This window comes from Streptomyces sp. NPDC053069 (genome assembly GCF_044546895.1).
GTDB lineage: Bacteria > Actinomycetota > Actinomycetes > Streptomycetales > Streptomycetaceae > Streptomyces.
Window position 1 is genome coordinate 26,162 of sequence record NZ_JBITZN010000025.1, and the last position, 24,081, is coordinate 50,242.

Sequence of the window (24,081 nt, forward strand, 5' to 3'; positions counted from 1 at the left end):
CGAGGCCGCCGTCATCCACGCCCGCGAGCACGGCGACCTGAAGGTCCCATTCACGTACCGCGTACCCGGCCGCGACGACCAGGCGGTGGAGACCGAGAGGCGGCCGGCCTCGCTCGCCAACTTCCCGCTGGGGCAGTGGATCGCCGATGCACGGCGGTTCTACTCCCGCGGAGACATGGACGAGGACCGCGTGGAGCAGCTGGAGAAGCTGGGCATGGTCTGGTCGCACTACGACGTCGCATGGGAGGAAGGACGTGCCGCCGCGCGCGGGTGGGCCGCGCAGAACGGGCACCTGCTCGCGTCACTGGACGCCACCTTCCAGGGCTACAAGGTGGGCATCTGGCTGAACAACCAGCGGGCCGCCGCCCGCAAGGCTGCCGAGATCGCGCAGCGGCGTGCCGAGGGCCTGCCGATTCAGTCGGCGGCCGGCGCGCTGTCGCAGGAGCGGCGCGATCAACTGGACGACATCGACCCCTCATGGTGCCCCACCTGGCCCGTCGAGTGGCAACGCGCCTTCCACCTCACCCGGCTCCACCTGGAAGCCGGCGGCGAACTGCCCATGTCGCCGGGCAAGGTCGTGCACCAGGGCGAAGACCTTGGCCGGTGGGTAGCTCCGTCCGCCTCGGCTGGGACAAACTCACAGGCGTACAGCGATGGATGGGCGAACACATCCTCGGCATCCAACCCGCCACCGAAGACGAGAAGCCGTCTCCGCGCCGTACACAGGCCGACAAATGGGCCATGAACTACGCGGCCGCCCGGCAGTTCTACGAACGCGAGGGACACCTGCGGGGTGATTCTGCCCGGCCCCGCTGTCGTCGGGTCAGCCGTGCCGCTGGGCGGCCTTCCAGCGGTCGGTCAGCTCGTCCTCACAGCCCTTCGGCGGGGGCTACGGGACGCCCGTAGCGACGAGTTGGTCACGCTTCCAGCCGCCGGCGGACGTGCGAGCGACTTCGATCTCTGCGGGCGACGGCAGTTCAGACATGTGCGGTGAAGGAACGGCCGGCGGTGGTTGCCACCCCGGCCCCGGTAAGGAAACGTGAAAGCCAGCCGCCGCCGACCCTCGACTCAGGCACGGCCTGGTCCTGCTCCTGCCGCACGGGCATGTTGCGCGTCACCGCTGGCCGCGCCCAGGCCTGCGAGCAGCCGCAGCCCGTCCTCGGCGGGGCTGCCGGGGGCCGCGGACAGAACCAGCAGCTCCATGCCTGATTCGTCCCGGACTCGGCCGCCCGGCGTCTTGGACCGGGTGTTCACCTACCACTTCGCCGACGGCGTCGGCGAGCACAGCGACACCAAATACGGTGAGCGCTTCGGCGTAGGCACCCTCGCGGGCAGGAAGGCTCTGCTGTCGGTGACCGTCGGAGGCCCGGAGTCGCATTACGCCGCTCGCGGAATCAACGGCCCCATCGACGATCTGCTGTTCCCGATCCAGCACGGCATCCTCTACTACCCGGGTATCGAGGTGCTGCCACCGTTCGTGCTGTACGGCGCTGACCGGATGACTGCCGAGGACTACCCGGACGTCGCCAAGGCATGGAAGCAGTGCCTGCTCACCCTGGAGTCGACCGCGCCGATCGCGTTCCGGCGGGAGAATTTCGGCGACTACGAGATCCCCTCGCTGCATATGGCGGTGGGAGGCCGGGCGAGAGCCCGATGCAATCCACCACCTCGAAGCGCCAACGTCAGGAACGGCCCCTCGCTCACGACAGATGAGCGAGGGACCGTCCCGCTTCCCTCGTCCTCTACGGCAGGCCGGCGCGGTCCGCCATCACGCGCAGCGCCTCGTCAAGCGCCTTCCGTTGCTTCTCCGTCAGCCCGGCCACGAACTCCTCGTCCAGGGTTTGCGCCACGGACGTGCACCGTTCCAGCAGGCCTTGCCCCTCCTCGGTGAGTGTCAGTACCTGCCGTCGGCGGTCCCGCGGATCCCGGACCCGCCGAACCGCGCCGAGGCCCTCCAGGTGGTCGGCCAGCGACACCATCAAGCTGGGCGCGACACCCATCCGCGCGGCCAGTTCCTGCTGGGACGCCACGGCGGCAAGGCTGAGCGCGGCCATCAGGCCGACATGCTTGGGTTTGAGGCCCAGCCCCTCGATCTCCCGTGTGAACCGGTCGGTGACCACCGTACCGAGAGTGCCGAGCCTGAACACCACCGTCGAGGTGAGGCCCGAGGTATCGCCAATCGTCGTCCCATTGACATCGCTCATGACTAAAATGATAGCCTCAAAAAACCATTCACGGTCAGAATGATTCACGGGGAGACGTAACTGTGAACTCGTCCACCGTCCAGGCCATCCTTATTGGCGCCAACAGCCTCGCCTCCCTCACCTCGGCCGGCTTCTGCATCGCCGGAATGATCAGACCCGGCCTGGCCCTGCCCAACGGCATGGTCGTCAACAGGGGCACACACCTTTACGCGAACGCCTACGGAGCCCGGGCGATCCCCCTCGCCGCCGTCACCCTCGCCCTGTTCGCCCTGGGCGACCGGTCTACCATCGCCCCCGTTCTCGCCGTCGCCGGCCTGGCCCAGATCGGCGACAGCGCGATCGGCGTGCAGCAAAGGAACAAAGGCATGGCCATCTGCGCCGGCCTCCTCGGTGTTCTTCACCTCGCGTCGGCGTGGTGGTTCCACATGCACTGAACGCTCAGTGGCCTGCACCTCGAGCACGCTTCAGGGCAGCCGATTCCCGCCATCGGCCGGTACCGTGCATGACGAGGCCCCGCCTGCCTACTTCCGCCTCACCTCAGGCGGGGCTTCGCTGCGCCGTCACTTCTCACAGACCCGCTGGCATGCGGGCAGGTGATGGGCACGTCGTCGTCCAGGAACTCGCCGGGTTCGGCACTCGCTCGGCGGCTTCACTGCCGCCCTCCTACTGGGCGCCGGGCTCAACGACCCCGACACCGGGAACGTGGTCCACCTGGTCGAGCCACGGATCAAGGCGGGCGTACTGCTCGCCGCGCCCGGCAGGGGCGGCGAAGTCCTCAACGGGCCCATGGCCGAGCAGTGGCCGACCATCGGGGCTGTCGACTTCTCCACGATGCCCTACAAGATCTCGCCGAACGATCCCGAAGTGTTCGAGCTCACCCTGCAGAATGCCACCTGCTTTTGTGCCTTCGCCGTCGAGATCGACTGGGCCGCCGCGGGCACATCCGGCAAGACGAACCTCAACAACGGCGGACCGGGCTTCCTGTCCGGCGCGGCCCCCAAGCTTCCCGCGTACACACTCGACTCGTCCAACCGACTGCAACGGACAACGTACCGGCGGCTTTTCGCGGTCCAGCTCGTAACACGATCATCAGCGCGCCTTCTTCGAAGTGCCATCAACAAGCCCGGCCGGCGAGGAGCACTGCCGTCAGGGCCCCAAGGCCCCCTGGCACTTGTAGCGCGGGCCCCCTGGCGATCCCGGACAGGCTCATCGCCCTGGGACCCAACCCGCGGCAAAACACCGCCGTCCCCACCAGGCGCGGGTCCAAGCCACTGTCAACCCCACGCTCCGCCGCCACACGCCGACCAAGCCGCAGGTGCTGATCGACACCCCCAGTGCACCAGAAACTGACCGCATTCATCTGCACGCAAGTCGACCCCCTCATGTGTCCGCCGACACCCCGTCATAATGTCCCGCCCAACGGCTCTTTCACCCGGTGAAGCCCCCTCGGCTCCCGGCGTTCGCGCCGAGCGGCGTCTCAGCTCGGCCCTCCCACTCACGCGTGTCGAAGGCCGGGCACCGATGCGCCGAAGGGCCGTTCCTGCGCAGCCACCTCACGGAGGAACGGCCCTTCGGCGTGACGGGCACCCCGGGGCCATGACTTACCTCGTGGCGACGCCACCGCGCCCAAGTTACGGCCCGGGATGCACCACGTCGCACGAGCCCCGCCCCGGCCACCGACGGGTGAAGTCGGCCATCGCCGGAACGGGGCCCGAGCAGGGCGTCCGGCTCGGTGACCAGAGCTGAACCCCGAGCGGAACTGCCCATGGTGGGCGTTTCAACTGTGGACGCATCCGGGAAAAGATGCCACCCGGTGACGGCCTTGTGCATGGGGCCTGTCAAGCTCGTCTGCTGACCCTAAGGCGAAGCGCGCCGGTTCAGGGCCAGCTGCGGGCAGCCCGCCAGCACGCCCGCAGCTGGCCTCACGTCTTCGTCCCGCTGGCCCGCGCGGCGCAGATCGGGTCAGATACCGAACGCAGCCGCGTAGAGGAACCCGTCGGGACCGGTCGGGTCGCCCCCGTCCGGGCCGGCGATGAACCCGTCGAGGGTGGTGGCCACGTAGTAGGTCAGCGTGCGCACAGCGGCCATCCTTCGATGGCGTGGTAGTGGAGGTTCTCGTCGGAGGAGATCCGGCGCAGGCCGGCCTTCTCCAGGACGCGCTGGGAGGCGACGTTGTCGTGGGCGGTCTCGGCGAGAACCCGCCACACCCTGGCGTCGGCGAAGCCGTGGTGCACCAGGGCACGCAGGGCCTCGGTGGCGTAGCCACGGCCCTCGGCCTCGGGGGCGACGCCGTAGCCGAGGCCGGCGGTGCCCGTCTCGTCCGGGGGCCGAAGAACCCGATGCCGCCGATCACCATCTCGTCCTCCGCGAGCAGGATCTGCAGCGGTCCGAACAGTGGCTCGGCCAGCGGGGACGCAAGGAAGGATTTTGATCAGCTTGCTGCCTGGTCGGCGGAATCCGGCAGGACGGTTTCAGCGACGGCGATAGTGCCCTGAGCGATCGCGCAGAGCGTCTGAGCCCCATCGGAGTTCATCATGAAAAGGTCGCAACGGCAGACAACCCGAGTGCGGCCGGGGCGCACGACCCGGGCATGGGCCCGGAGTACCTCGCCCCGGGCAGGACGTAGGTAGTCGATGGTGTAGCCGGCGGTGAGCAGCCCAGGGCCGGCGACCGTACCGGCAGCGAAAGTGAGCGCATTGTCGGCGGCGTAGCTGAGGACACCGCCGTGGACGAAGCCGTTCTGCTGGCGCAATTCCTCGCGGACGTCCAACTCCAGGACGGCGGCGCCGTCTCCGAAAGCCGTCAGCCGGGCGCCGAGGTAGATGCTGAAGGGCTGTGAGGCCAGCACCTTCCGGGCGAGTGCCAGATTCGGGGTGTATGCGTTCACCACAACCTCACTTCACTAGTGGACTGAGCATCGCGTCGCACGGCTCGCCCTGTCAAGATCGGACCATGCCGCCTGATACTGACCAACGCCTGTTCTTCCTCCTGCAGCGAGCCGCACATACCCTGCGTTTGGCCGCGGACCGCCGCTGCCTGGCCGCTGCTGGGGTCACCACCGCCCAACTCGGTGCCCTGTTCGCCGTGCGAGACCAGCCGGGCCTGACCCAGCAGGGACTCGCCCGCGCCCTCGGCCTGCGTCAGTCTGCGGTGACGCCGCTGGTCGGCCGGCTCACCGCTGCCGGGCTCGTGGCCAAGAGTGCCCACCCCCAGGAACACCGTGCAGTCGTACTGCAGCTGACGCACGCGGGCGCGGCGGCACTGCGCAACGCCGGTCCAGAGATCGACCGGTTCAACGCGGAAATGCGCGATCTCCTCGGCGACGACGACTTCACCCATGCCGCGGCAGCGCTGCACAAGCTCGCGCACTGGCACGCCTAGGCCGTTTTCCTTCGGATCATCTGATCGTTGGTCAATGGGTGTCGTTGACCGACGCCCAGTGGGCGAGGATCGAGCCGTTGCTGCCGGACCGGACGCCGAAGCGGGGCGGGCGGTGGCGTGATCACCGGCAGGTGATCGACGCGATCGCGTTCAAGTACCGCACCGGCACTGCGTGGATGGACCTGCCCGAGCACTTCGGCTCATGGAAGGGCGCTCACAACCGGCTGCGGAAGTGGGCTGCCGACGGCACGTGGGAGAAGGTCTTCACCGCTCTGCTGGCCCAGGCCGACGCCGAAGGCGACCTCGACTGGATCGTCGCGGTCGACTCCACGATCATGCGGGCTCATCAGCACGCTGCCGGGGCCCGTCAAAAGGGGCCCCGGTCGGCGAGCCGGACGGCCATGCCCTCGGACGGTCCCGCGGCGGACTGACCACCAAGATCCACCTCGCCGCCGACCGCCGCTGCAGACCGCTCGCCTTCGTCCTCACGCCGGGTCAGGCCGGTGACGCACCCGCGTTTCCCGAGGTCATGGCCTGCCTGCGGGTACCGCGGCCGATCGGCCGGCCCAGGATCACACCGGAAATGATCCTGGCCGACAAGGCCTACTCGTCGCCCGCGATCCGAACCCGTCTTCGGCAGCGCGGGATCCGGGCGGTCATCCCGCAGCCCGCCGACCAAACCGCGACCCCGGCCACCAGTACAGCAGCGCGACGGCCGAACCGGTAGCGGTCCGGCACGCACATGCGGTCCGCAAAATGCGTAACCGATCTACGCAGCAAGGCGGTTGTCATGACTGCGCACGCCCCGAAGGATCAGGGCAGCACAACAACGCAGGGCGTCGGTGCGTGGGAGGGCAGGTTGGGCAGATTCCGGTTCCGGCCCAGTTACCAGGCGGTGTGCGAGGTGACGGTCGGCGACCGCCGCCTGGTGGCTTACTCCGGGCACCGCAAGGTGATCCGGCTCGCCGACCCGTCCGCCCGCGAGGACATCGCGGTGATCACCGGCTCGCGCGCATGGATCCGTGCACTGTGCGAGGTCCCCGTGGACGGCGGGACGCGGCCGGCGTCCGGCGGCCGGCGCGGCGTCCTCTGCCTGTGGAACCCCGGCGAGCCGAGCGAACCCCTGGTCCGGCTGAAGGGCCATCGCGGCTGGGTGAACGCCCTGTGCACCGTGTGCGTTTCCGGGCAGGAGCTGCTGGCGTCGGCGGGCGCCGACCGCGTCGTACGCCTGTGGGATCCCAGTGACGGCAGCCTGGTGCGTGCGATCGACACCGGCTCCGGAAAAGGGTGGATCTTCGCCCTGTCCACGGTACGGACGGGCGGCCGGACGCTGATCGCGGCCGGGCACGGCCTCGGCTCCGTGACCGTCTGGCACCCCGAGTCGGGGCAGCGCCATGCGGAACTGACCGGGCACCGCGGATTCGTGTGGACGCTCTGCGAGGTCTCCGACGGCGACCGCACCCTGCTGGCCTCGGGCGGCCGGGACGGGATCGTGCGGCTGTGGGACCTGGAGGAACGCCAGGAAGCGCGGGCGCTGACGGAAGGCAGCGGACCGGTGTACGCCCTCTGCCAGGCGGACGTCGGTGAGCGCCGGCCGCTCCTGGTCGGCGGCGACGGCCCCGGGACCGCCGTGCGGGACCCCTCCACGGGCGAGCACCTCGGCGCCCTGGGCACGGACCTCGCCGGTCTGCTCAGCGGACACGGCTGGGCCCGGGCGGCCTGCCAGGTGCGGCCCTTCGACGGGCCGCACCTGGTCGTCACCGCGGGCTACGACGACGACCCGCGGGTGTGGGACGTGGCGAAGGAGCACTCATGACGGCACCGGGGCCCCTCGGGCAGAGCCGGGTGAGGTGGCGGTGAACGCCGCTTACGGCGCCGTGCTGGTGTCCCTGGCGTTGGCACTGTGGGACCTGCTGCGCATCTTGCGACACGACCCGCCCCGCTGGCGGGACCGGCTGAGCCTGGGGGTGTGGGCCGGGGTCGGCACGTTCGCCGCCGAGCGCTGGACCCCGGGCTGGATGGCGGTCGTCGCCTGGGTGATTGCCGGGTTCTGCGTGCTGGGTGCGGTCGTGGCCACCGTCCTGCAGACCGTGGTCCCCTCCATCCCGGTGGTCGAGGAGCAGCAGCTGCGGCAGCGCGTGCTCGCGGTGTGCGGACCGGACGGTCCCGAGTCGACCACGGTGGGGGTCTCGAGCACCGGATTCGTCGCTGTCCGGACGCGAGGGGAACGCCTTCCCGTCATGGCCGCGCGGCTGGAGCGCGGCTGCCCCTTCTGTTTCGTCGAGGAGATCCTCACCGCCGTCGGTGAGGACGCGGAGCGCGCTGTCGAGCGGTACCGCGGCGAGCGCTCCCGCGGCGTCAACGCCATGGTTGTGCTGACCCGTGCCGCCACGGGTGCCCGCCGCCGGCGAGCCGAGATCCTCCCGATGACCGGCAACCGCAAGCCGTTCCCGCACGCGGGGTGTCTCACGCACGCCCTGCTCTGATCGCCGGGCGGGCTCATCGGGACGGCGTGCCCGAGGGCTCCGCTGGTCCTCCGGTTCGACGCACGCTCAGAGGAAGGCCGACCGTGCTGCCTGTGCTGTTGAGTGTCCTGGGGACTCTGCTCCTCGTCGTCGCCGTGCTCGCGCTGATCGTCGGCGGGCGACGGCTCCGACGCCCCGAGGCACGGCCCGTGCCCTGGCACCTCCTGGCCGCGTCGACCCTACCGCGAGCATGGACGACAGCGCCGTCTTCTCCTCGTCGGTGGTAGTCCGCTTCCAGACCGACTTGATGTGGGTGTAGTCCTTGGCGTACGTGCACCAGAAGGCATGGTTGGTGGGCTTCCAGTCGGCCGGCCCGCTGTCGGATTTCGAGCTGTCGGCCGGCTCTGACGCTATAGGAGGACGCCCCGCTCCCATGGTGGTTCGAGTGTGATCACACTAGCCAGCGTGGTGGGGGTCAAGGCATGCGGCTGCCGTCGAGCGTGAGTGGGGCGGTGAAGGCGCCGGATGTGAGCATCGGCCCCGCAGCTTTAGGAGGCGCAGGGTTCCACTGCTGCTTCTGCGAGGCCGGTGCATCACCCACGTACCCTCTGATCCACCCGATACGCCCGATCCGTCCCAGCAGGGATGTACCCGTAACGCATGAAGTGGGCCCGGCCGTCTGCGGCCGGACCCACTTCGCCATGTGTTGCCCGCGCGGCCCTTTCACGCTGCGCGCTGAGGGCTTGTTGCTACCAGCGGTACCAGCGGCCCTTGCGGCCTGCGCCGTCTGCGGTTCGGACGACGAAGCCGAGCAACCACACGATCAGCACGATCACCGCGATCCACCACAGCGCCTTCAGTGCGAAACCGGCGCCGAAGAGGATCAGGGCCAGCAGGAGAACCAGAAGCAGGGGAACCATCGTTATCAACCTCCTGGCCACCGGATGCCCTTACTTCCGCCCTACAAGCACGCAAAATATGAATTATTTCCGTCGGGCTAAGGGCATGCGCACGCCGTCACCGCTTCCCCCACGCGCCCATCTCACGCACCACCAGTCCCCTGCCGCCGACCACTCAGGGTTAAGAACACAGGTTTGTCGCAGGCAGGGGGCAAGGCAGCCCATGCTGCCGGACCCGTCCACAGCACCGCCTCGACCCAGCCACCGCCCAGGAACAAACAAGCGACCACACCTGCGGATTGCCTGAATCACCACGCCGCACACGCCGTCACGCGAGCATCTCCGGGCGGCGTTAGATCACGTGGCGCGACACAGACCACCCCGGACAGCGGGCATCCCGGCGCAGAACCGGAGAGACAGGAAACTGACCTCAGCAGGAGCGAACCGGTTGGCCTCGACGGCCGAACCGGCCATCGCCCGCAGGTAGAAGGCATGGACCACCGACTCGGCCTGAACCTGCCCGGAAACCTCGAACGGCTCTACCCGATCGAGGGGTAAGTCCAATCATCGGCGCCGGCACCGGCGCGCCCACCGCCGGGGGAGCCGGTCGAAAACCGGACGAGCATGCCGTTTCACCGCCTGTATGGCAGGGTCCTCTGCCACAGTGCACACACCATGACCAGTCAGTCACAGCAGCAATCACCGCCGGACGACGTCCCTGCCGCTCGCCCCGACGCCCTCGAGGGGATGTCCGCTCCGCTGACGGTGGGAGTGGAGGAGGAGTTCCTCCTCATCGATCCCGTCAGCAGGGCCGTCAGCCCTCAGGGCCCGCAAGTGGCCGCCGCGGCAGCCAGTGAGCTCGGCCACCGCGTCGGCACCGAATTGACCCGCTACCAGGTCGAAGGTCGTACCGACCCGCACACCTGCTTGAGCAAGGCAGCCGAAGAACTCCGCGCCACGCGAACGGCTCTGGCACGTGCGGCCGCAGGCCGCGGCCTGCGCATCGCCTCCAGCGGATCCCCGATCATCGGACTGGTCACCCCCGTGCCCATCACGCCAGGCACGCGTTACGCAGAGAGCCTGTCCCTCTTCCGCGCGCTGGACGACGAGCAGAGTGCGTGTGCGTGTCACGTGCACGTCGGCGTGGCCGATCCGCATGAAGCGATCGAAGTGAGCAACCGCCTGAGACCCTGGCTGCCGACGCTGACCGCGCTGGCGGCGAACTCACCGTACTGGGACGGCCGCGACACCGGCTACGCCAGCTGGCGCACCACCACCTGGGGGCGATGGCCGGTGGCCGGCCCGCCGCCCTACTTCGACTCCCCCGCCCATTTCCAGGACCTGGTCGAAGAACTCATCCGCACGGGAGCGGTCATGGACCGCGGCGGCCTTTACTGGGACATCCGCCCCTCCCACCACCAGCCCACCGTCGAGGTACGCGTCGCCGATGCAGGACTCACCCCCGAGGACACCATCCTGCTCGCCGCCGTCATCCGCGCCCTCGTCGCCACGGCCCTCGAGGCCATCCGCACCGGCGAACCGGCCCCCCGCCCCGCCCCCGAGATACTGCGCGCGGCCTGCTGGCGAGCGGCACGCGACGGTCTGACCGGACACGCCCTCGACCCCATCAGCCGCCAACTGGTCCCTCAGACCGCGCAGGTCGAAAGCATGCTGCGGGCCCTTGCCCCCGCCCTGCGTCACAACGGTGATCTCGACCTCGTACGCACCCACTGGGATCGCCTGCGCACTCAAGGAAGCGGAGCCGACCGGCAGCGCGCCGCCTACCGCCACCACTCCAGCCTCCACGACGTCGTGGACCATGTCATCGAGGCCACCTGCACCTCGCAGACAACCTGAGCAGCAACACCAGCCCTGCCCACCGGGCAAACCCGTCCACTCGGGAGCCCGAACGACGCGCTTGGACGGCCCGGCGAGAGCGGCCGGGAGCCCGACCCAGGACCGCCGGCGGAAACTCAGCAGGCGGCCAGGGCCCGCGTAGTCGGGTCAGGGTCGGGAGGCAGTTCTTGGTTGGCGGAGCGTGCGGGCAGGGTGTCGGAGACGTCTGGCCTGTTCGTGGTTGCTACCAGGAGCACGGTGATGCGATGGGCGAAATCCGGTGGCGGGACGCCATGTGGTTGTCGGCCGGCGGTCGGGATGTTTCCTGCAGGGGGCGGGCTCGGGTGGTGGTTCCAGGTCGTCGGTCTGCTGGTGCCACCACCGGGCGGTGCCCTGCTCGCCCTGGGCGAGGTGGTGAAGGTGGAGGCAGTGGAAGCGTCTGGAGCGTAGGGAGGAACGGTGTCGCGGGGAACGTTGCGTTCCTTGACGAGGCAGGCCCTGGACAGCAGGTCGTCGAAGCGGGTCATGGAGTTGTCCCTTCGTCGGTCTCGGGCGGGTAGGGGGTGCTCTTCAGGTAGGGCTCGGCATTGCGCTGGCTGGAGCGCACCATGGTTGGCGTCAGGCCCAGGACTTCGGAGACCCGTTCGGTGGGCATGCGCCACAGGATGCGCAGGGCGATCACGTCGAACTGGTTGGCGGGCAGCCGGCTCATCACCTGGAACAGAGCGATGGTCTCGCTCAGTTGGCGATGGTGCTTCCTCGTCGGTGAGGTAGGTGAGCGCGACGGTGTTGAAGGCCGCCTGGCTGAAGCAGGGGCGGCCGTCGATATGGGGGGTGCTGGACATGACGGTGCGTCGCAGTACCGTCCAGGCGTAGCGGCGGGTGTCGGGGCCGGCCAGAGCGTCGTTCCAGGACAGCCAGAGGATGTCGAAGGTGTCGGAGACGGCGGCCTCACACTGGAGGTCGTCGGGGATGAAGGCCTGGGCGTACAGGAGGTAGTCCTGCTGCCCGCGGAAGCGACGAAAAGTGGCGACCGCTCGCACGGTGGCCAAGCGCAGTTCCACAAGAGGCTCCGGCCGGCGCTGCGGCGGCAACTGCCGGCCGTTAGCCCGGGTGCGACCGTTCGCCCGTATCGCCTCCGTGTACGGCGTACCGGTGGACCGGTTCTGCTCTCGGATCTCCCGCAACATCAGCAAGAACGCCACCCACCCGGACGACCTCAGCCACGGCGCCGGGACCGCCTCGGACACGTCACCAGGATTGTCCGATCGTCCCTGAGATCATTGTTTGTACGGAAATCGCTCCGGGTAGCGTCGAGTTCCTGAGGGGTGTTCGGGAGTGCTGCCAGGAGGTCCGTGGTCGCGGCCGCGACGAGACCGACCGGCAGGAGCCGACGGGGGGCTCGTAGTGCCTTTGGGAGGTCGCCGGTTGAAACCGGCCGGAATGAGCACGGACGATCCGAAGCTGTACGAGGTCGACCCGCTCGAATACATCGCCGCACGCGTCTTCGCCGCGACGCCGCCCCACGTCACGAACGAGGTGGCGACCCTGGCCATGATGGCGTCCGGTTTCCTCGCGGACGAGGCGCTTCCCGAGGCATGGCGGCGCACGTTCGTGCAGACCCTGGCCGACGCCTGCCGTACCGGCTCCGGCCGGCCACGGATCAACGCCATCGGCCTGCTCACCAGCATCGCGGACTCCTGCGGACTCGTACGCGAGACGCTCGTCGAACTCCAGGCGGACGGCACGTGGGAGGTTTGCCGGACGGAGTTCGCCCAGCATGTCGCGTCTCTGCCCGCCCCTCCGGAAGACGCCCTCGAACGCATGATGTGGACGTTCACCAGGAGGACGGCGAGCCTCTACCTGCCCCCTCGCATGTCGGGCGAGCAGATCTTCACGCTCGTCGGCCCGGACGAGTCCAGGCGGCGGGAACGCGCCGACGACTTCACGCGCAAGGCACTTGCGGCCGGAGGCCGCGGTGCCCACCGCGAGGCAGCCACGTGCTGGGCGGAGGTCGCACGGCTCCTGCCGGACAACCGCAATGCCCGTTTGAGCCGTGCACTGTGCCTGATCCACGCCGGCGACGGCGACGAGGCGATCGGGTTGCTCGACGTGCTGTGCCATGAGGAGCCGGACAACCCCGCGTACCATGCCGCACGCGGCACAGCCCTCCTCGTGACCGACCGGGACGACGAGGCACTGGTGGCCATGGACCGGGCCCTGGAACTCGACCCCGGGCGTGCGTCCGCGCTTCTGAACAAGGCCCGAGTGCTGGCCGGACGGGGACGGCACCTGGAGGCGGAGGAGCTCCTGCGCACGGGGGCGCGCGCCGGCACCTGGAAGCTCCCGCCGGAGCAGGTGGACGACGCCGCCCGCGCGTTGGCCGGCCATGCGGCGGAGGCGCTCGCGGGCCGGCGCTTCGGCTCGCTGGCCCACGTGGCCGCGGCCGGGTGCGAGGTGCAGCCCCAGGTCACCGAGTGGTGGCTGATGCGTGCGCTCGCCGCAAGTGAGCTGGGGTGCCCGGCGGAGGCGGAGGAGTACCTCGCCCGGGCGGGGCAGGGCCGACCGGACGTCGAGACCGCGCTCATGCGGGCCGATCTGGCGTTGCGGGCCGGTGACCTGGCGACCGCCGCCGCCTGCGCCGACCTCGTGCTGGCAAGGGAGCCGGCCTCCGCAGCCGCACTGTGGATCAGAGCCCATGCAGCCTGCGGTGCGGGAGAACTGGACACGGCGGTGGGCCTCTACCGGCGCTATCTGGCATTGCGTCCCCACGACGGCAGAACCTGGAACGACCTGGGAATCACTCTTCAGCAGACCGGGGACCGGGACGACGCCCTCGTCTGCCTCCGAAGGGCCGTCGAACTGAGCCCCGACGAAGGACTGCACTGGGCCAATCTGGCCCTGGCAGCCCTCAACGCCGCGGAAGACGGCGCGGACGGATCGCTCATCCGGGACTGCCTCGTGCGTGCCCGGCAGTTGGCGCCGACGGCTCCGACGACCCTGCTGGCCGTCGCCGCCTTTCACCTGGCGACGGGCGACGTGGGCGAGGCGGAACGGACCGCGGCCCAACTCCTGTCTCGATCCCCGGACCACGCACAGGCACAGGCCATCATGGCTGCCTGTCGTGACCTGCGGGCCTCGCAGCCGCACAGCGGCGACTTCCCGGAAGGCGGGGGATGACCGCCGTGGACACCGCCACTCTGCTCTCGGTACTGGAATCCGCCGACACTCCGCTGCCGGTGAAGTTGAGCGCCGCGGCGAAGGCGATAGACGCCAGACTCGAACCGGCCGCGATGAACCGTGTCGTCGCCGCCCTGTCCACCCTGTCGGGCACGGCGCTGGAGGTCGCCGACGCCGCGACCGTCTCCTTCCTGCTGGGAGCGGCCTTACGCACGCTCGCGGAGGAGCAGCCGGCCTACGACCGGCTCGCCGACGCCCTGGGCCTGATGCGCGACGCCCCCGAGGTCGCCGTGGCCGATTACATCGTCAGCAGCTATACCGCCTGCGCGCTGGCACTGGGCAGGAGCGAGGAGGCTCTGCGCCGACTGCGGGAAGTCGTCCCGGACGAGGGACCGACGGCACAGATGGCGCTCGGCATGGCGCGGCTCCTGGCGTCGTCGGGACGGATCGACGAAGCGATCGCGGTGCTGACCGAGACCGCCCAAGCCGGCCGGTCCACCCGCCCGGAGACCGCGGAGTTGTTCCGCTGGTGCGGCATACTGCGCGAAAGGAGCGGTCGGAGCGATGCGGCGGTCGCGGACTTCCGGACCGCCGACGCGATGATGTCCGACGATGTGCCGCCCGAGCCACGGGCGTTGACCGCTGCGAGTCTCAGCGCGGCGTTGCACAACATCGGTCGATGGGACGAGGCGGCCCAGGTCGCCGATCGCGCGATCGAGCTCGCGAGGGCGGGAGGGGCACCGGACGTGCTGGCCGCCGCACTGCTGGCCCGGGCCAACGTGTGCAACGGCAGCGGGCAGACGCGACTGGCCCTGCGTCACTACCACCAGGCGCTCTTGGAACATGCGAAGGTCGGCAGACGCGACCAGGAGGTGACGCTGCTCAACAACATCGCCACCTGTTACTTGGAGCTCCGCCAGGTGGCCCTCTCCGTAACCTATCTAGGCTGGGCGCTGGATTCCGCCACGGAGCTCGACGACCGCGAGAACAAGGCTCTGGCCTTGCTGAACCTGTCTTACGCGTCCGAGCCCCGGGAGGCACGGGGACTGATCACACAAGCCTGGGGCATCTACGCCCAACTGGGCGACCGGCAGGGGCAGGCTGTCGCCCTCCGGTACCTGGCGCAGGTGCTGGACAGGCAGGGGGAGCAGTCGGACGCGCTGCACTTCCTGGGCATGGCCTCGGACATCTGCTCCGCCATGGGCGATTCCAGTATCCTCGCCACCATCCACGAGGAGATGGGGGACCTTGCTGCCCGCCTCGGGCTACCGGACGCCGCCTGGGAGCACTACGAGCGGTCGTGGGCAGCGCACGAGGCCGTCCGTCGGCTGACCTTCGCCGAGTCCGTGCAGCTGGGTCTGAGCGAAGCCACCCGCGACTGTGTCGCCGGTGCGATGTCACTGGCCCTTGCCATGGCGGAGAGCAGCCGGTGCGCGGCCGACGCCCGCCTGTGGCGGTCACGCCTGTTCGCCGCACTGGAACGGAGCCGGGTGCGGGTCCTCGTGGACCGGCTGGGGTCCACGCCCACGGCTGCCGCGGCCCTGCCCGCCGAGGTCGGCGACCGACTCGCCGACCTGGCCGGACAGGTCCGCATGCGGCAACGGCTGCTGCAGAGCGATCGCTCCGCCGGGGACACCGAGCCCGAGCGGCTGCGGCTACTGAGGCAGGAACTGCAGCGGGCGAAGGAGGAGTTCGATGAGTACGAGGCGTTCGCCTCCCAGTCCTTCCCGACCTACCGGTCCTTCACCTCGGTCGAGTCGGGTGACGAGTCCGACCTCGACACCCGTGCGGGAGAGCGGGTCGCCGTCGTCGAGTACGCGGTCGTCGGGGGGGAGCTGATCAGCCTGGTCCGGCATCACGGGGAACTGTCGGTCCACCGGCACGGTGACGCCGCCGACATCGCATCCCTCGACCACGAACTGGCCGACGTGTGCTGGGACAGCCCGGACACGAACCGGATCACCTCGCTCTCCCGGCTCCTGCACACCCGCCTGCTGGACCCCGTCGAGCGCGCCGGAGTGCTGTCCGCAGCGACCGAGCTGATCGTCGTACCCACTCCCGAGGTGTTCGAGTTCCCCGTGGAAGCACTGGCGGGCGCGGACGGCTACGTGTTCGAGAGGTACGCGGTGTCGTACCTGCCCTCCCTGTCTGTCTCCCGGTTCCTGCGCGGGCTGCCGGACACTTTCGAACCCGCCCTGATCATGGCCAACCCGGATGGGACCCTGCCGGGCGCGGAGGACGACGTGGCGGCGCTCCGCCGGTACGTGCGTCACCTCGCCGGAGGCACCGCCTTCATCGGTGAAGCGGCGACGAAGGCGGCGTTCACGCAGTGGGCGCCCACGGCACGGCTGCTGCACCTGGCCGCGCACACCGACCTCCAGCAGGACGCCCCGGCGTTCTCCGGCATCGTTCTGGCCGGTGGAAGCCCGGACGGCTCGGGAAACCTGGAGGTCCGGGACCTGCTTCCGGTCCGGCTCGACTCCTGCCTCACCGTGCTGAGCGGCTGCGAGACGGGGTGGGGCTCGGTCAAGGGCGCGGACGAGATGATCGGATTCGTACGGGCGTTCCTCGCGAGCGGCTCCTGCGCGGTGCTGGCCACCCGGTGGCCGGTGCGTGACCGTCCGACGAGCCTGTTCATGCAGGCCTTCTACGAAAGCCTCATCGACGGCGGCCTTCACCCGCTGGAAGCGCTCGCCCGGGCGCGCGCCCACCTGCGCGAGCACCGTTCCTTCCGGCACCCCGCCTTCTGGGCGCCGTTCACCTACTTCGGTCTGCCACCCGGTTGGGGGCGGCAGACGACCACCGGCCGACGGAACCGGTCGATGTGACCCCGACTTCCTCCCGTGGCCCTACCGGGGCGCGCACTCTCCCGACGAACGGAGCGACGGACATGCCCGGCTCTCACGGCCCCACCGGTATCACGCCGGAACAGCGGCGGGACGTCCTCGAAGCCGTCCGCGGCATCTCGGGTGCGCGCGTGTCACCGTCCCGCTGGGACCGGCTGGAAGCGGCCCTGGATGCGGTGGCGCAGGCCCTGGCCGCCGACGACCCGGCGGACCTCGACAGCGCCCTGACCGAACTGGCGCTGGCGGACACCCTGCGCATCCGGACCCGGCTCGGTGACGACGCGGACGAGCCGCCCGAGCGGATCCGCGAACGCCTCGACCGCATCCGGCACGCCGTGTCCGAAGAAGCCGAGGCGGTTGCGCCGCGTGGAAGGACTCCGCCGAATGTCACTGAATGAGCAGTCGCTCGTCGTCCATCTCCACACCTCGGTGACACCGGAACGCGACGGCATGGTCCCGCCCGGTCTGCGCGCCCTGTGGGACCGGTTCGCCGACACCCTGGGCATGGCGGAACCAGCGCTTGCGACCTGTCTGCCCGAGCGGATACCCACCTCGCCGGACAGCCTGCCCGACGACGGAGCTGTGGCCGCGCGCCGCGATCCCCGGGACCATGCGCAGGCCGTCCTGCGCCGCAGCGGCGACCTCCTCGTGGTATCGGTGGCCCTGTCCGGCGCGGACTGGCAGGAGATGGAACGGCGCTGGGAAGCGGCGGCTCAGGGCGTCGAGGAATGGGCCTGGGGGGAGGCCCGCCTCTTTGTCGCGTACGCCGACGGTGGCCGGGTCTCCCCTCGAGAGCTGGCGGCCGCACTGCCGTCCGTCGCAGGGGGAACGGCGGTGCTGTCCGCGGCCGTCCGGCTGCACGGCCCCCGGGCCACGCTGTGGGAGACCGACGGCGCCGACGACCGCCGGTTGCGGCGCCTGGTGGCGGTGGCACCGCGCACCGGCGACCTGCCGGAGCGGCTGGAACGCTGGCTGTGGTACGAGCGCGCCGCCACCGTCCCCCCGTTCGCCCGATACCTCGGCCACGCGGCCAAGGCACGCCTGCAGATGCGCGTACTGACGGCCACGCCCGCGCCCCGGACGGCGGACCTCGCCGAGGAGGCGCTGGCCCGTGTAGGGAGCGGCTCCACGCCAGGGAGTCCGTCCCGCACGGTGTCCGAGGAGGCCCGAGAGCTGACGTCCACGCGGCACCGCCTGCTCACGGCCCTGTCCGGCCCGGGTGGGCTGAGCCAACAGCTCATGGACCTGCGCGAGATGCAGCAGACGGTGCAGATCGCGGTGTCGAACATGGAGACTTCCGCCCCCGCGGGCGGTCCGCTCGCCGACGACCGCGCGGTGACCCAGTGGTTCCAGCACCGGCTGGCGGACGCCGTCGCCTACCTGGAACTCGACCGGGAGCGGCTCCGGGACCTGCTGACCGCCCTGACCGTCCGCGCCGAGGAAGTGATCCAGCTGGGCAGGGAGGAGCTGCAGCGGCGGGAAGCGGCCCTGCAACTGCGGCAACAGCGGGTCAACCTGCTGCAGACGGCGTTGATCGGCGCGTTCCTCATGGTCCTCACCGCGATCCAGGCATTCGGATACCGGCTGCGGTTCCTCCCGCAGTCCGCCGTCCCGGCCCTGATCGCCCTCCTGGGTACCCTCGCTCTGTGGCTCTCCACCCTGGTCATCGCTCTGCTGGCGCCCGGAAGCCCGGGCTGGCAACGGCATTTCGGCGGAGCGTGTACGGGATTCGTCACAGCGTCACTGGCTTGGCTGGCCACGGCCGTGGGCAGCGTCCTCGCGGCGGGCCGCCCCGCGCCCGTCGTGGTGACCCTGCCGGTGGCGGCGGTGTGGTTCGCTCTCGGGTGGTGGGCGATGCGGCGGTACACGGCCGGGTACGGGAACCCCACCCCGTAGCCGACGGGCGAGGGCCGGCCCCCGGCCCAGGACCGCTCCTCCGGTCTGCGGGTGCCGGGCCGGCCGGATACCCAGTGGGCGCGGATCGAGCCGCCGCTGCCGGACCGGACACCGAAGTGCAGAGGACGGCGGCGTGAGCACCGGCGGGTGATCGACCCGATCGGCAAGGCGTATTCGCCTCGGGCGATCCGCTGTCACCTGCGACGGCGCGGGATCCGATCGGTGATCCCACAGCCGGCCGACGAGACCCGCGCTCGGCCTGCGCGACAGCCGTCCGCCCGCCTTCGGCGACGCCTATGAGCAGCTCGGGGTCAGCCATAACCACCCAGTTCCGGTCCGGGCCCTGGCCCACCGACCGGAGGCATCAAACGGGCTTGCTCTGAAGCAAACCGCCTAGCTCCGTGGGACGTCCCTGACGAAGACGATGCCGTCGCCGGCCGTCAACCGGGCCGGGTCGAGCGGGGAGTAGCCGAACCAGGGGGACACCCGGTGTGCGGGCCGAGTGTCGCCGAGGGCGGTGGTCAGCCGCGTGGTGTCGGGAAGCAGTGGCCCTCCCGGGAGCGTGTACAGGAGCCCTTCGACGGTGTCCGGCGGCGGCGTGTCCACGCCCTGGTGCCGGAGTGTGCCGAGCGCCGTGGCCAGGAAGCCGTACCCCCCCCCCGCCGAGCCGGGCGCTCGCCAGAGCGCCGGCGGTCCACCACTCCACCGGAACCTGCCACATCTGCAGCCTGCTTCTGTTGCTTCCCACCGGCGTCCAGCACGCCACCACATCCTCCGGGGACCAGTCCCGACGCACCTACGCCCGCCCCTCTGACGACTACCCATTCGGGCTAACGAGATGTCAGAGCACAAGGAAACGGGAAGGCGGGAGGCCCGCGTCTACTGTGCACCGTGGGTCAGAGATAGGAGTCCGGGGCCGATTCAACGCGCGCGCCAGCACCGCCCCGGTCTGCACCGAGGGCACCGGCCCATCGGTCTGGAAGGCCTCCGACACGGTCGTACATTCCAGCCCCGCCCCTCTGGCCAGATCCGTCTGGTCACCACCCTCGCCGTCACCGTGGCTGTCGTCTACGCCAACCCCTGGCCTTAGGGCCTGTCCGATGGGTCAGGTGCCAGACCCATCAGAGGGCCCCTACGCACCAACAGCGGCGCACGCGCGATTCCCGAATCCGTCAACAGCACCCACGTGATCGACGGTCACAGCAAACGAAGTTGCGGTGGGTGACGTCTGCACCACTAGCGCCACGTGCTACACGCACACAGTCCAGCGGCGAGGAGAACCCATGACCCAGAACCGGAAGACCCCGGACACCACCGACGGCGAGATAGAGCCCTCCGAGGCCGTGAAGGTCGGCGTTAGCGCAGGCCTTCTCGTCCTCGGAGCGGTCCTCGGTTTCATCCTGGACGAGCCGATCAAGAACAACATCAGTGTCTTCCAGGACGCTTCCGACTTCGTCGTCCGGGGCGTGTTCTTCTTCGTCTGGGCCATCGTCGTGTTCTGGCCCATCGCGTACACCATCGACCGCGCGGTCAAGCGCCGCGCTGTCCGCGGACTGCGCAAGGATCAGCCCTAGGCACTGTCCGCCGGGCCACGAGCGAAGCCAAAGGCGTATGGCAGCGACAGCCACGGGCCGTGGAAGATGTACGCCCTCTTGTCGAACCGGGTAGCTACGGCGGAATCCCTTGGGCGCATTGATCGTCCGCTCAACTTCGTTGCGGCGCTTGTAGAGCGTCTTGTCGAAGCCGGTGGGGCGGCATCCTGTGCTGCCTCGGCGCTGGCGGTTGGCCCGCTGGTCCTTGCGCTCGGGAATGGTGTGCTTGATCTGCCGCCGCCGTAAGTACCGACGGTTCCGTCGGGACGAGTGGGCTTTGTCGCCCAGCAGGTGATCGGGCCGCTTACGCGGATGGCCACCACCCGGCCGCGGGACACGTATTCGGTCGAGGACAGGGATCAGCTGTGTGGCATCGCCCCCACTGACCCGGCGTGAGACGAACGCGAGCGGACGGCGGCCGCCCCAACCAGCCAGATGGATCTTGCAGGTCAACCCGCCCCGGGGTGGCCCAGTGCCTCATCGGACCGATGCTGAGCGGGCCGGCCGCGTCGTCCAGGGATACGCGGCGCGGTGGTGCGGGCACCCGCAGCGTGCTGATGAGCTCGGCAAGAAGTCGAATCCACGCGGGCCATGCTCCAGTCGATCCGGCCTTCAGCGTCGGCATCGGCCTGGACGGCTCGCAGGATCCTCTCCCATGTACCGTCCGCCGACCATCTACGATGCCGGTCCTGCACAGTTTTCCACTTCCCGAACCGTGCCGGCAGATCACGCCACGGAACACCAGTCCGCTGCCGGAAGGGGATGCCTTTGACCACCCCGCGATGACTCTTCCAACGCCCGCCTCTTCGCACCACCCTCGCGCCGCCCGGCCGCCGTCCCCGAGTGTCATCGCTCTCCAGCAACCAGCAACCAGCAACAGCACCCCAGCCCCCCGAAGACCCATGCAGCAGACACAGCAGCGCCCCGGACGAAGGTGGAGTCCGGGGCGCTGCTGCGTCTGCTCGGGAGGCCTTACGCCTCAACGCAGGCCACGATGGTGATCTGCCGAAGGGCGGTTACGTAGTAGATCACGCGGACTCCGTCGACGTCGTCCACGTAGTTGCGCAGCAGGGTGTCGGGAACCGGGGTGTCCAGCTCGGGGTTGACGCTGATCGCGACGATCGCGCGGTCCAGGCGGTGGGTCTCGGCTGCTGTCAGCTTTGCCAGCTGGTTCAGCGCGGGCTCCACCAGGACGACCTGGGATCGGCGCGGTGCGCGCTCAGGCGACACGGGGCTGCTCGTCGGCGAGGCGCTCTAGGTGGGCGTCGCGGGCTTCCTCCCACAGCACGCCGGACTCCGCGGTCGGGTAGCCGTGCTCTGCGATGTCCTCCAGCACCGAGGCGAGGACGTCGACCCGGGCGCGCTGTTCGGCCGCGTAGGCGCGGATCGACGCGGCGGCGTTCTCATCGAGGAGCTGGCGGTCGGACACGGGGGCCGGCTGCTGACTCGTCCGAGGCTCCTGGGCGTGGCTGGCGTGTGTCCTTACGGTAGCGCCGGGGCCGGGTGTTCCGGGACGGTACGGACAGAAACCCGGCCTCGTCGACCTGGACCCAGGGCCCAGCAGACCCAGGTAGATCCAGCAGGAGCTGGGGCGCGCGCCGGGGGGCCAATGCCTGGAGGGGAGCACCCTGGAGACATGCGCACCAAGGACGTCCCGGTGGGCGAGACGTACCGCTGCGACGTGCCCCTCGCGCTTCCGTGGCGTAGGTACCGGCCGGAGACGATGGGCGACTCCTGGTGGCCGCTGACGCGGCTGCTCGGCACGTATGTCCCGCTGGCCGTGGTCGACGTGGACACCGCCGCCCGGACCGCGCAGGGCCTGGTGATGATTGAGGTGAGCACCCGGGTCACGGTGGAGCTCACCGAGGACCAGGCGCAGGAGGCCGGCCTCCCAGCCGCAGACGGCTACCAGGTCTCCGGGATACTGCTGGACGCCGAGGGCGAGCCCGTCGAACTCCCCCGGATCAACACGCTCACCGTGCCGGTCCGCTGGCTGCACCCGGTGGACACGCCCGTCTCCCCCAGCCACCACGAACCGAAGCTCGATTGGCTCGCCATCGGCCGACCCGAGCTGCAGCGACGTGCCAGCAGCCCGGGCTTGCTAAGGAGCAGGCTCAAAGTACTCAGCAGCAGCCACCGGAGAGCCGTCGGCGACGGCACGTGAGTACCGTTCGTCGGCAATCTCGACAAACTGGCGTCGCTTAGGGTCGGCGGAAAACTCGGCCGAGACGCGCCATCCAGGGCCGCCGGTCACCCAGTGCGCGCGTGCGATCTCACCTTGGAAGTGGCCGTCGAACATGTCCCGGAGCGCGGCCTCGCCCAAGTTCCCGAGCCTGAAGTCGGACTCCCAGTTGGTGACGATGAGGTTGGTGAACAGGATCTGCTTCCTTCGGGTGGCTGTCATCGGCGTCTGCGGCGGCTCCCAGCACGCAAGGAGCGAAGGATCGCCGAGCGCCAGGATGATCAGCTCTCGATGGGCATCGCGTCGCGCGGCTTCCTGGGCTATCTGCGTCTGTCGGGCCTGGTACCACAGCGAGGCAGCCACTCCGGCCAGTGCAGCTGCAGAGAAGAGCACGGACAGCGCACCGTAGGTCTGACTGACGTTGCTCAGCTGACCCCAGTTCAGATCATCTGGGGCAAGTACGTTCAGAATGAAAGGGGTCCCGAGGATGAGCCCAAAGGTGGACAGGACGCAGGAGGCGGCAACGAGTGTCCGGCTCTTCTGAGACGGCCTTCCCCGGAGACTGAGCACGTTTCCCCCACCGTGATTCGCTGGCCAATCTCAACATGGTGGCAACTGGCAGGCAGCCCATCAATGGGGCGGTGGCTGGAACGGCATCACTCAAACTTCGATGGCCACGCTCAAGGTTCGCTGTCACAGGACAGCTGATCTGACCACCGGTACACAGCGTGATCAACGCATGGGGGGAGGCTGCCCTCGGTGATCAGCTCGGAAGAGCGGGCCATGTACGCAAGAGTCAAGGGCAAGAGACCACCCGCGCTACTTCCTCAAGGCCAAGGAGAGTGCCGCGCTGCGCTGCACCTGCTGGAGCGCCGTGGCCGCCTGGACTGGGGACCCTGCCTGACGGGTGCCTCGCCGACATCGCTCAGATCCACCTGGAGACGACCGAGAAAGGGCCTGCCTCGAAAGGCGCTCCGGGGACGTGGGCGAGCCCCCGGACCGGTAGTCCAGAGGCTCGCGGCTGTTCGGGGCGCGCGCCTGCTACAGGTCGAACTCGACCTGCTCGACGTCCGTGAAGCGCACCTCCTCCAGCTGGCCTGCGCGCAGGCCGCTGTCCTGGAAGTACACCTCCTTGAGCGCTTCGGCCGCGATCTCCCGCAGCTGCTGGTCGGTGGCCCCCTGCTCCTGGGCGTCGAAGAGGCGGGCGGCGTACTGCGGCGGCAGCGCCACCGTCAGGTGCCTGAGGCGGGCATCGTCGGTTGAGCCGATCGGCGCGGTGTAGCCGATGCGGGCGCGGGTGTCGATGACGATGCCGGCGGTGGTCGCCGCCCGCTGCCTGGCCCGGGCGCGAACCTGCGGCTGCCATCGCTTGCGGACTTCGGCCTCCAGGCGGGCGGCGAGGTCCGGGCGGGGCTTTTTGATCTGGTGTTTGACGTACCGCTCGACGGTACGTTGGGAGATCCGCAGCATCTGGGCAACGGGCCGGGTGCCCTTGAGCTGCTTGACCAGGTACCGCATCTGCGCGCCAGCCGACTTGGGGATCGGACGCGTGAACGCGCGCTGCACCGCTTTGTCCAGGCCGTCCCCGAACATGCTCATC

General features: G+C 69.7%; 21 protein-coding genes and 7 pseudogenes. 16 read left to right on the plus strand and 12 right to left on the minus strand.

The features are described from left to right. Positions 1–37: 37 nt before the first annotated feature. The 3 genes and pseudogenes from ACIGXP_RS38450 to ACIGXP_RS38460 all read left to right on the plus strand — a co-directional run. Positions 38–157 (plus strand): annotated as a pseudogene (locus ACIGXP_RS38450) (hypothetical protein); the annotation flags it as partial. An 18-nt stretch (positions 158–175) separates the two neighbouring features. Continuing rightward, a complete protein-coding gene (locus ACIGXP_RS38455; protein WP_399776418.1) occupies positions 176–745 on the plus strand; it encodes a helicase associated domain-containing protein in 570 nt (189 codons plus the stop codon). 486 nt (positions 746–1,231) lie between these two features. Then, positions 1,232–1,636: pseudogene (locus ACIGXP_RS38460) on the plus strand (NAD(P)H-dependent oxidoreductase); the annotation flags it as partial. Positions 1,637–1,742: 106 nt separating this feature from the next. Here the strand turns inward: ACIGXP_RS38460 and ACIGXP_RS38465 are convergent. Beyond that, on the minus strand, positions 1,743–2,252 hold the full coding sequence (locus ACIGXP_RS38465) for a MarR family winged helix-turn-helix transcriptional regulator (protein WP_399776421.1): 510 nt from the start codon (positions 2,250–2,252) through the stop codon (positions 1,743–1,745). A 14-nt stretch (positions 2,253–2,266) separates the two neighbouring features. Here ACIGXP_RS38465 and ACIGXP_RS38470 point away from each other — a divergent pair, with 14 nt between their 5' ends. Together ACIGXP_RS38470 and ACIGXP_RS38475 are read left to right on the plus strand one after the other, a co-directional pair. Beyond that, positions 2,267–2,638, plus strand: a complete 372-nt coding sequence (locus ACIGXP_RS38470; protein ID WP_399776424.1) for a hypothetical protein — start codon at positions 2,267–2,269, stop codon at positions 2,636–2,638. 199 nt (positions 2,639–2,837) lie between these two features. Continuing rightward, positions 2,838–3,038, plus strand: a pseudogene (locus ACIGXP_RS38475) (chlorophyllase); the annotation flags it as partial. Positions 3,039–4,193: 1,155 nt separating this feature from the next. Here ACIGXP_RS38475 and ACIGXP_RS38480 read toward each other — a convergent pair. The 3 genes and pseudogenes from ACIGXP_RS38480 to ACIGXP_RS38490 all read right to left on the minus strand — a co-directional run. Further along, positions 4,194–4,283 (minus strand): annotated as a pseudogene (locus ACIGXP_RS38480) (dihydrofolate reductase); the annotation flags it as partial. Continuing rightward, a complete protein-coding gene (locus ACIGXP_RS38485; protein ID WP_399776550.1) occupies positions 4,271–4,639 on the minus strand; it encodes a GNAT family N-acetyltransferase in 369 nt (122 codons plus the stop codon). The pseudogene ACIGXP_RS38480 and the gene ACIGXP_RS38485, both read right to left, overlap by 13 nt. After that, positions 4,636–5,091, minus strand: coding sequence for a PaaI family thioesterase (locus ACIGXP_RS38490; protein WP_399776426.1), 456 nt, complete (start codon positions 5,089–5,091; stop codon positions 4,636–4,638). Before ACIGXP_RS38490 ends, ACIGXP_RS38485 begins: the two co-directional genes overlap by 4 nt. A gap of 65 nt (positions 5,092–5,156) precedes the next feature. On the opposite strand from ACIGXP_RS38490, the gene ACIGXP_RS38495 reads away from it, so the two are divergent. From ACIGXP_RS38495 to ACIGXP_RS38510, 4 genes and pseudogenes are all read left to right on the plus strand, one after another. Continuing rightward, complete coding sequence (locus tag ACIGXP_RS38495; protein WP_363221061.1) at positions 5,157–5,585, plus strand: MarR family winged helix-turn-helix transcriptional regulator; 429 nt, start codon at positions 5,157–5,159, stop codon at positions 5,583–5,585. 38 nt (positions 5,586–5,623) lie between these two features. Next, positions 5,624–6,264: pseudogene (locus ACIGXP_RS38500) on the plus strand (IS5 family transposase); the annotation flags it as partial. A gap of 180 nt (positions 6,265–6,444) precedes the next feature. Next, positions 6,445–7,401: a WD40 repeat domain-containing protein gene (locus ACIGXP_RS38505; RefSeq protein ID WP_399776429.1), complete on the plus strand. Its 957-nt coding sequence runs from the start codon at positions 6,445–6,447 to the stop codon at positions 7,399–7,401. A gap of 40 nt (positions 7,402–7,441) precedes the next feature. After that, entirely contained in the window at positions 7,442–8,071 is a 630-nt protein-coding gene (locus tag ACIGXP_RS38510; RefSeq protein ID WP_399776431.1) for a hypothetical protein, read from the plus strand. 728 nt (positions 8,072–8,799) lie between these two features. On the opposite strand, the gene ACIGXP_RS38515 is transcribed toward ACIGXP_RS38510, so the two are convergent. Further along, positions 8,800–8,970, minus strand: coding sequence for a hydrophobic protein (locus tag ACIGXP_RS38515; RefSeq protein ID WP_360162700.1), 171 nt, complete (start codon positions 8,968–8,970; stop codon positions 8,800–8,802). A 654-nt stretch (positions 8,971–9,624) separates the two neighbouring features. On the opposite strand from ACIGXP_RS38515, the gene ACIGXP_RS38520 reads away from it, so the two are divergent. After that, positions 9,625–10,806 (plus strand): glutamate--cysteine ligase, encoded by a 1,182-nt coding sequence (locus ACIGXP_RS38520; RefSeq protein WP_399776434.1) that lies wholly within the window; start codon positions 9,625–9,627, stop codon positions 10,804–10,806. A 502-nt stretch (positions 10,807–11,308) separates the two neighbouring features. Here the strand turns inward: ACIGXP_RS38520 and ACIGXP_RS38525 are convergent. Further along, entirely contained in the window at positions 11,309–11,497 is a 189-nt protein-coding gene (locus tag ACIGXP_RS38525; RefSeq protein WP_399776436.1) for a hypothetical protein, read from the minus strand. A 731-nt stretch (positions 11,498–12,228) separates the two neighbouring features. On the opposite strand from ACIGXP_RS38525, the gene ACIGXP_RS38530 reads away from it, so the two are divergent. From ACIGXP_RS38530 to ACIGXP_RS38545, 4 genes are all read left to right on the plus strand, one after another. After that, positions 12,229–13,965, plus strand: a complete 1,737-nt coding sequence (locus ACIGXP_RS38530; RefSeq protein WP_399776439.1) for a tetratricopeptide repeat protein — start codon at positions 12,229–12,231, stop codon at positions 13,963–13,965. Then, positions 13,962–16,793, plus strand: coding sequence for a CHAT domain-containing protein (locus tag ACIGXP_RS38535; RefSeq protein ID WP_399776442.1), 2,832 nt, complete (start codon positions 13,962–13,964; stop codon positions 16,791–16,793). The genes ACIGXP_RS38530 and ACIGXP_RS38535 overlap by 4 nt, the downstream gene beginning before the upstream one ends. A gap of 62 nt (positions 16,794–16,855) precedes the next feature. After that, positions 16,856–17,209, plus strand: coding sequence for a CATRA system-associated protein (locus ACIGXP_RS38540; protein WP_399776445.1), 354 nt, complete (start codon positions 16,856–16,858; stop codon positions 17,207–17,209). Continuing rightward, the gene (locus ACIGXP_RS38545) at positions 17,196–18,707 is read left to right on the plus strand and encodes a CATRA conflict system CASPASE/TPR repeat-associated protein (RefSeq protein ID WP_399776448.1); all 1,512 of its coding nucleotides are present in this window, start codon (positions 17,196–17,198) and stop codon (positions 18,705–18,707) included. Before ACIGXP_RS38540 ends, ACIGXP_RS38545 begins: the two co-directional genes overlap by 14 nt. A gap of 393 nt (positions 18,708–19,100) precedes the next feature. On the opposite strand, the pseudogene ACIGXP_RS38550 reads toward ACIGXP_RS38545, so the two are convergent. Continuing rightward, positions 19,101–19,443 (minus strand): annotated as a pseudogene (locus ACIGXP_RS38550) (erythromycin esterase); the annotation flags it as partial. A gap of 547 nt (positions 19,444–19,990) precedes the next feature. Here ACIGXP_RS38550 and ACIGXP_RS38555 point away from each other — a divergent pair. After that, complete coding sequence (locus tag ACIGXP_RS38555) at positions 19,991–20,281, plus strand: hypothetical protein (RefSeq protein WP_399776553.1); 291 nt, start codon at positions 19,991–19,993, stop codon at positions 20,279–20,281. Positions 20,282–20,302: 21 nt separating this feature from the next. Here ACIGXP_RS38555 and ACIGXP_RS38560 read toward each other — a convergent pair. From ACIGXP_RS38560 to ACIGXP_RS38570, 3 genes and pseudogenes are all read right to left on the minus strand, one after another. Then, a pseudogene (locus ACIGXP_RS38560) lies at positions 20,303–21,105 on the minus strand (IS5 family transposase); the annotation flags it as partial. A gap of 166 nt (positions 21,106–21,271) precedes the next feature. Further along, on the minus strand, positions 21,272–21,529 hold the full coding sequence (locus tag ACIGXP_RS38565) for a hypothetical protein (protein WP_399776451.1): 258 nt from the start codon (positions 21,527–21,529) through the stop codon (positions 21,272–21,274). Continuing rightward, positions 21,519–21,728, minus strand: a complete 210-nt coding sequence (locus ACIGXP_RS38570; RefSeq protein ID WP_399776454.1) for a hypothetical protein — start codon at positions 21,726–21,728, stop codon at positions 21,519–21,521. The genes ACIGXP_RS38565 and ACIGXP_RS38570 overlap by 11 nt, the downstream gene beginning before the upstream one ends. A gap of 207 nt (positions 21,729–21,935) precedes the next feature. Here ACIGXP_RS38570 and ACIGXP_RS38575 point away from each other — a divergent pair, with 207 nt between their 5' ends. Next, positions 21,936–22,463 (plus strand): hypothetical protein, encoded by a 528-nt coding sequence (locus ACIGXP_RS38575; protein ID WP_399776457.1) that lies wholly within the window; start codon positions 21,936–21,938, stop codon positions 22,461–22,463. Here the strand turns inward: ACIGXP_RS38575 and ACIGXP_RS38580 are convergent. Together ACIGXP_RS38580 and tpg are read right to left on the minus strand one after the other, a co-directional pair. Continuing rightward, positions 22,401–22,874 carry a DUF6082 family protein gene (locus ACIGXP_RS38580; RefSeq protein ID WP_399776460.1) on the minus strand — a complete coding sequence of 158 codons (474 nt, stop codon included), beginning with the start codon at positions 22,872–22,874 and terminating at the stop codon, positions 22,401–22,403. The genes ACIGXP_RS38575 and ACIGXP_RS38580 overlap by 63 nt on opposite strands. Positions 22,875–23,522: 648 nt before the next feature. Continuing rightward, positions 23,523–24,080, minus strand: coding sequence for a telomere-protecting terminal protein Tpg (gene tpg / locus ACIGXP_RS38585; RefSeq protein WP_399776463.1), 558 nt, complete (start codon positions 24,078–24,080; stop codon positions 23,523–23,525). Position 24,081: the final 1 nt, after the last annotated feature.

What these genes read in the sequence shown, in the direction of transcription:
- ACIGXP_RS38455 (WP_399776418.1), top strand. Translation starts at nt 176, where the DNA reads ATGGACGAGGACCGCGTGGAGCAGCTGGAGAAGCTGGGCATGGTCTGG.
- ACIGXP_RS38495 (WP_363221061.1), top strand. Translation starts at nt 5,157, where the DNA reads ATGCCGCCTGATACTGACCAACGCCTGTTCTTCCTCCTGCAGCGAGCC.
- ACIGXP_RS38515 (WP_360162700.1), bottom strand. Translation starts at nt 8,970, where the DNA reads ATGGTTCCCCTGCTTCTGGTTCTCCTGCTGGCCCTGATCCTCTTCGGC.
- ACIGXP_RS38520 (WP_399776434.1), top strand. Translation starts at nt 9,625, where the DNA reads ATGACCAGTCAGTCACAGCAGCAATCACCGCCGGACGACGTCCCTGCC.
- ACIGXP_RS38525 (WP_399776436.1), bottom strand. Translation starts at nt 11,497, where the DNA reads ATGAGCCGGCTGCCCGCCAACCAGTTCGACGTGATCGCCCTGCGCATC.
- ACIGXP_RS38530 (WP_399776439.1), top strand. Translation starts at nt 12,229, where the DNA reads ATGAGCACGGACGATCCGAAGCTGTACGAGGTCGACCCGCTCGAATAC.
- ACIGXP_RS38535 (WP_399776442.1), top strand. Translation starts at nt 13,962, where the DNA reads ATGACCGCCGTGGACACCGCCACTCTGCTCTCGGTACTGGAATCCGCC.
- ACIGXP_RS38540 (WP_399776445.1), top strand. Translation starts at nt 16,856, where the DNA reads ATGCCCGGCTCTCACGGCCCCACCGGTATCACGCCGGAACAGCGGCGG.
- ACIGXP_RS38545 (WP_399776448.1), top strand. Translation starts at nt 17,196, where the DNA reads ATGTCACTGAATGAGCAGTCGCTCGTCGTCCATCTCCACACCTCGGTG.
- ACIGXP_RS38555 (WP_399776553.1), top strand. Translation starts at nt 19,991, where the DNA reads ATGACCCAGAACCGGAAGACCCCGGACACCACCGACGGCGAGATAGAG.
- ACIGXP_RS38575 (WP_399776457.1), top strand. Translation starts at nt 21,936, where the DNA reads ATGCGCACCAAGGACGTCCCGGTGGGCGAGACGTACCGCTGCGACGTG.
- tpg (WP_399776463.1), bottom strand. Translation starts at nt 24,080, where the DNA reads ATGAGCATGTTCGGGGACGGCCTGGACAAAGCGGTGCAGCGCGCGTTC.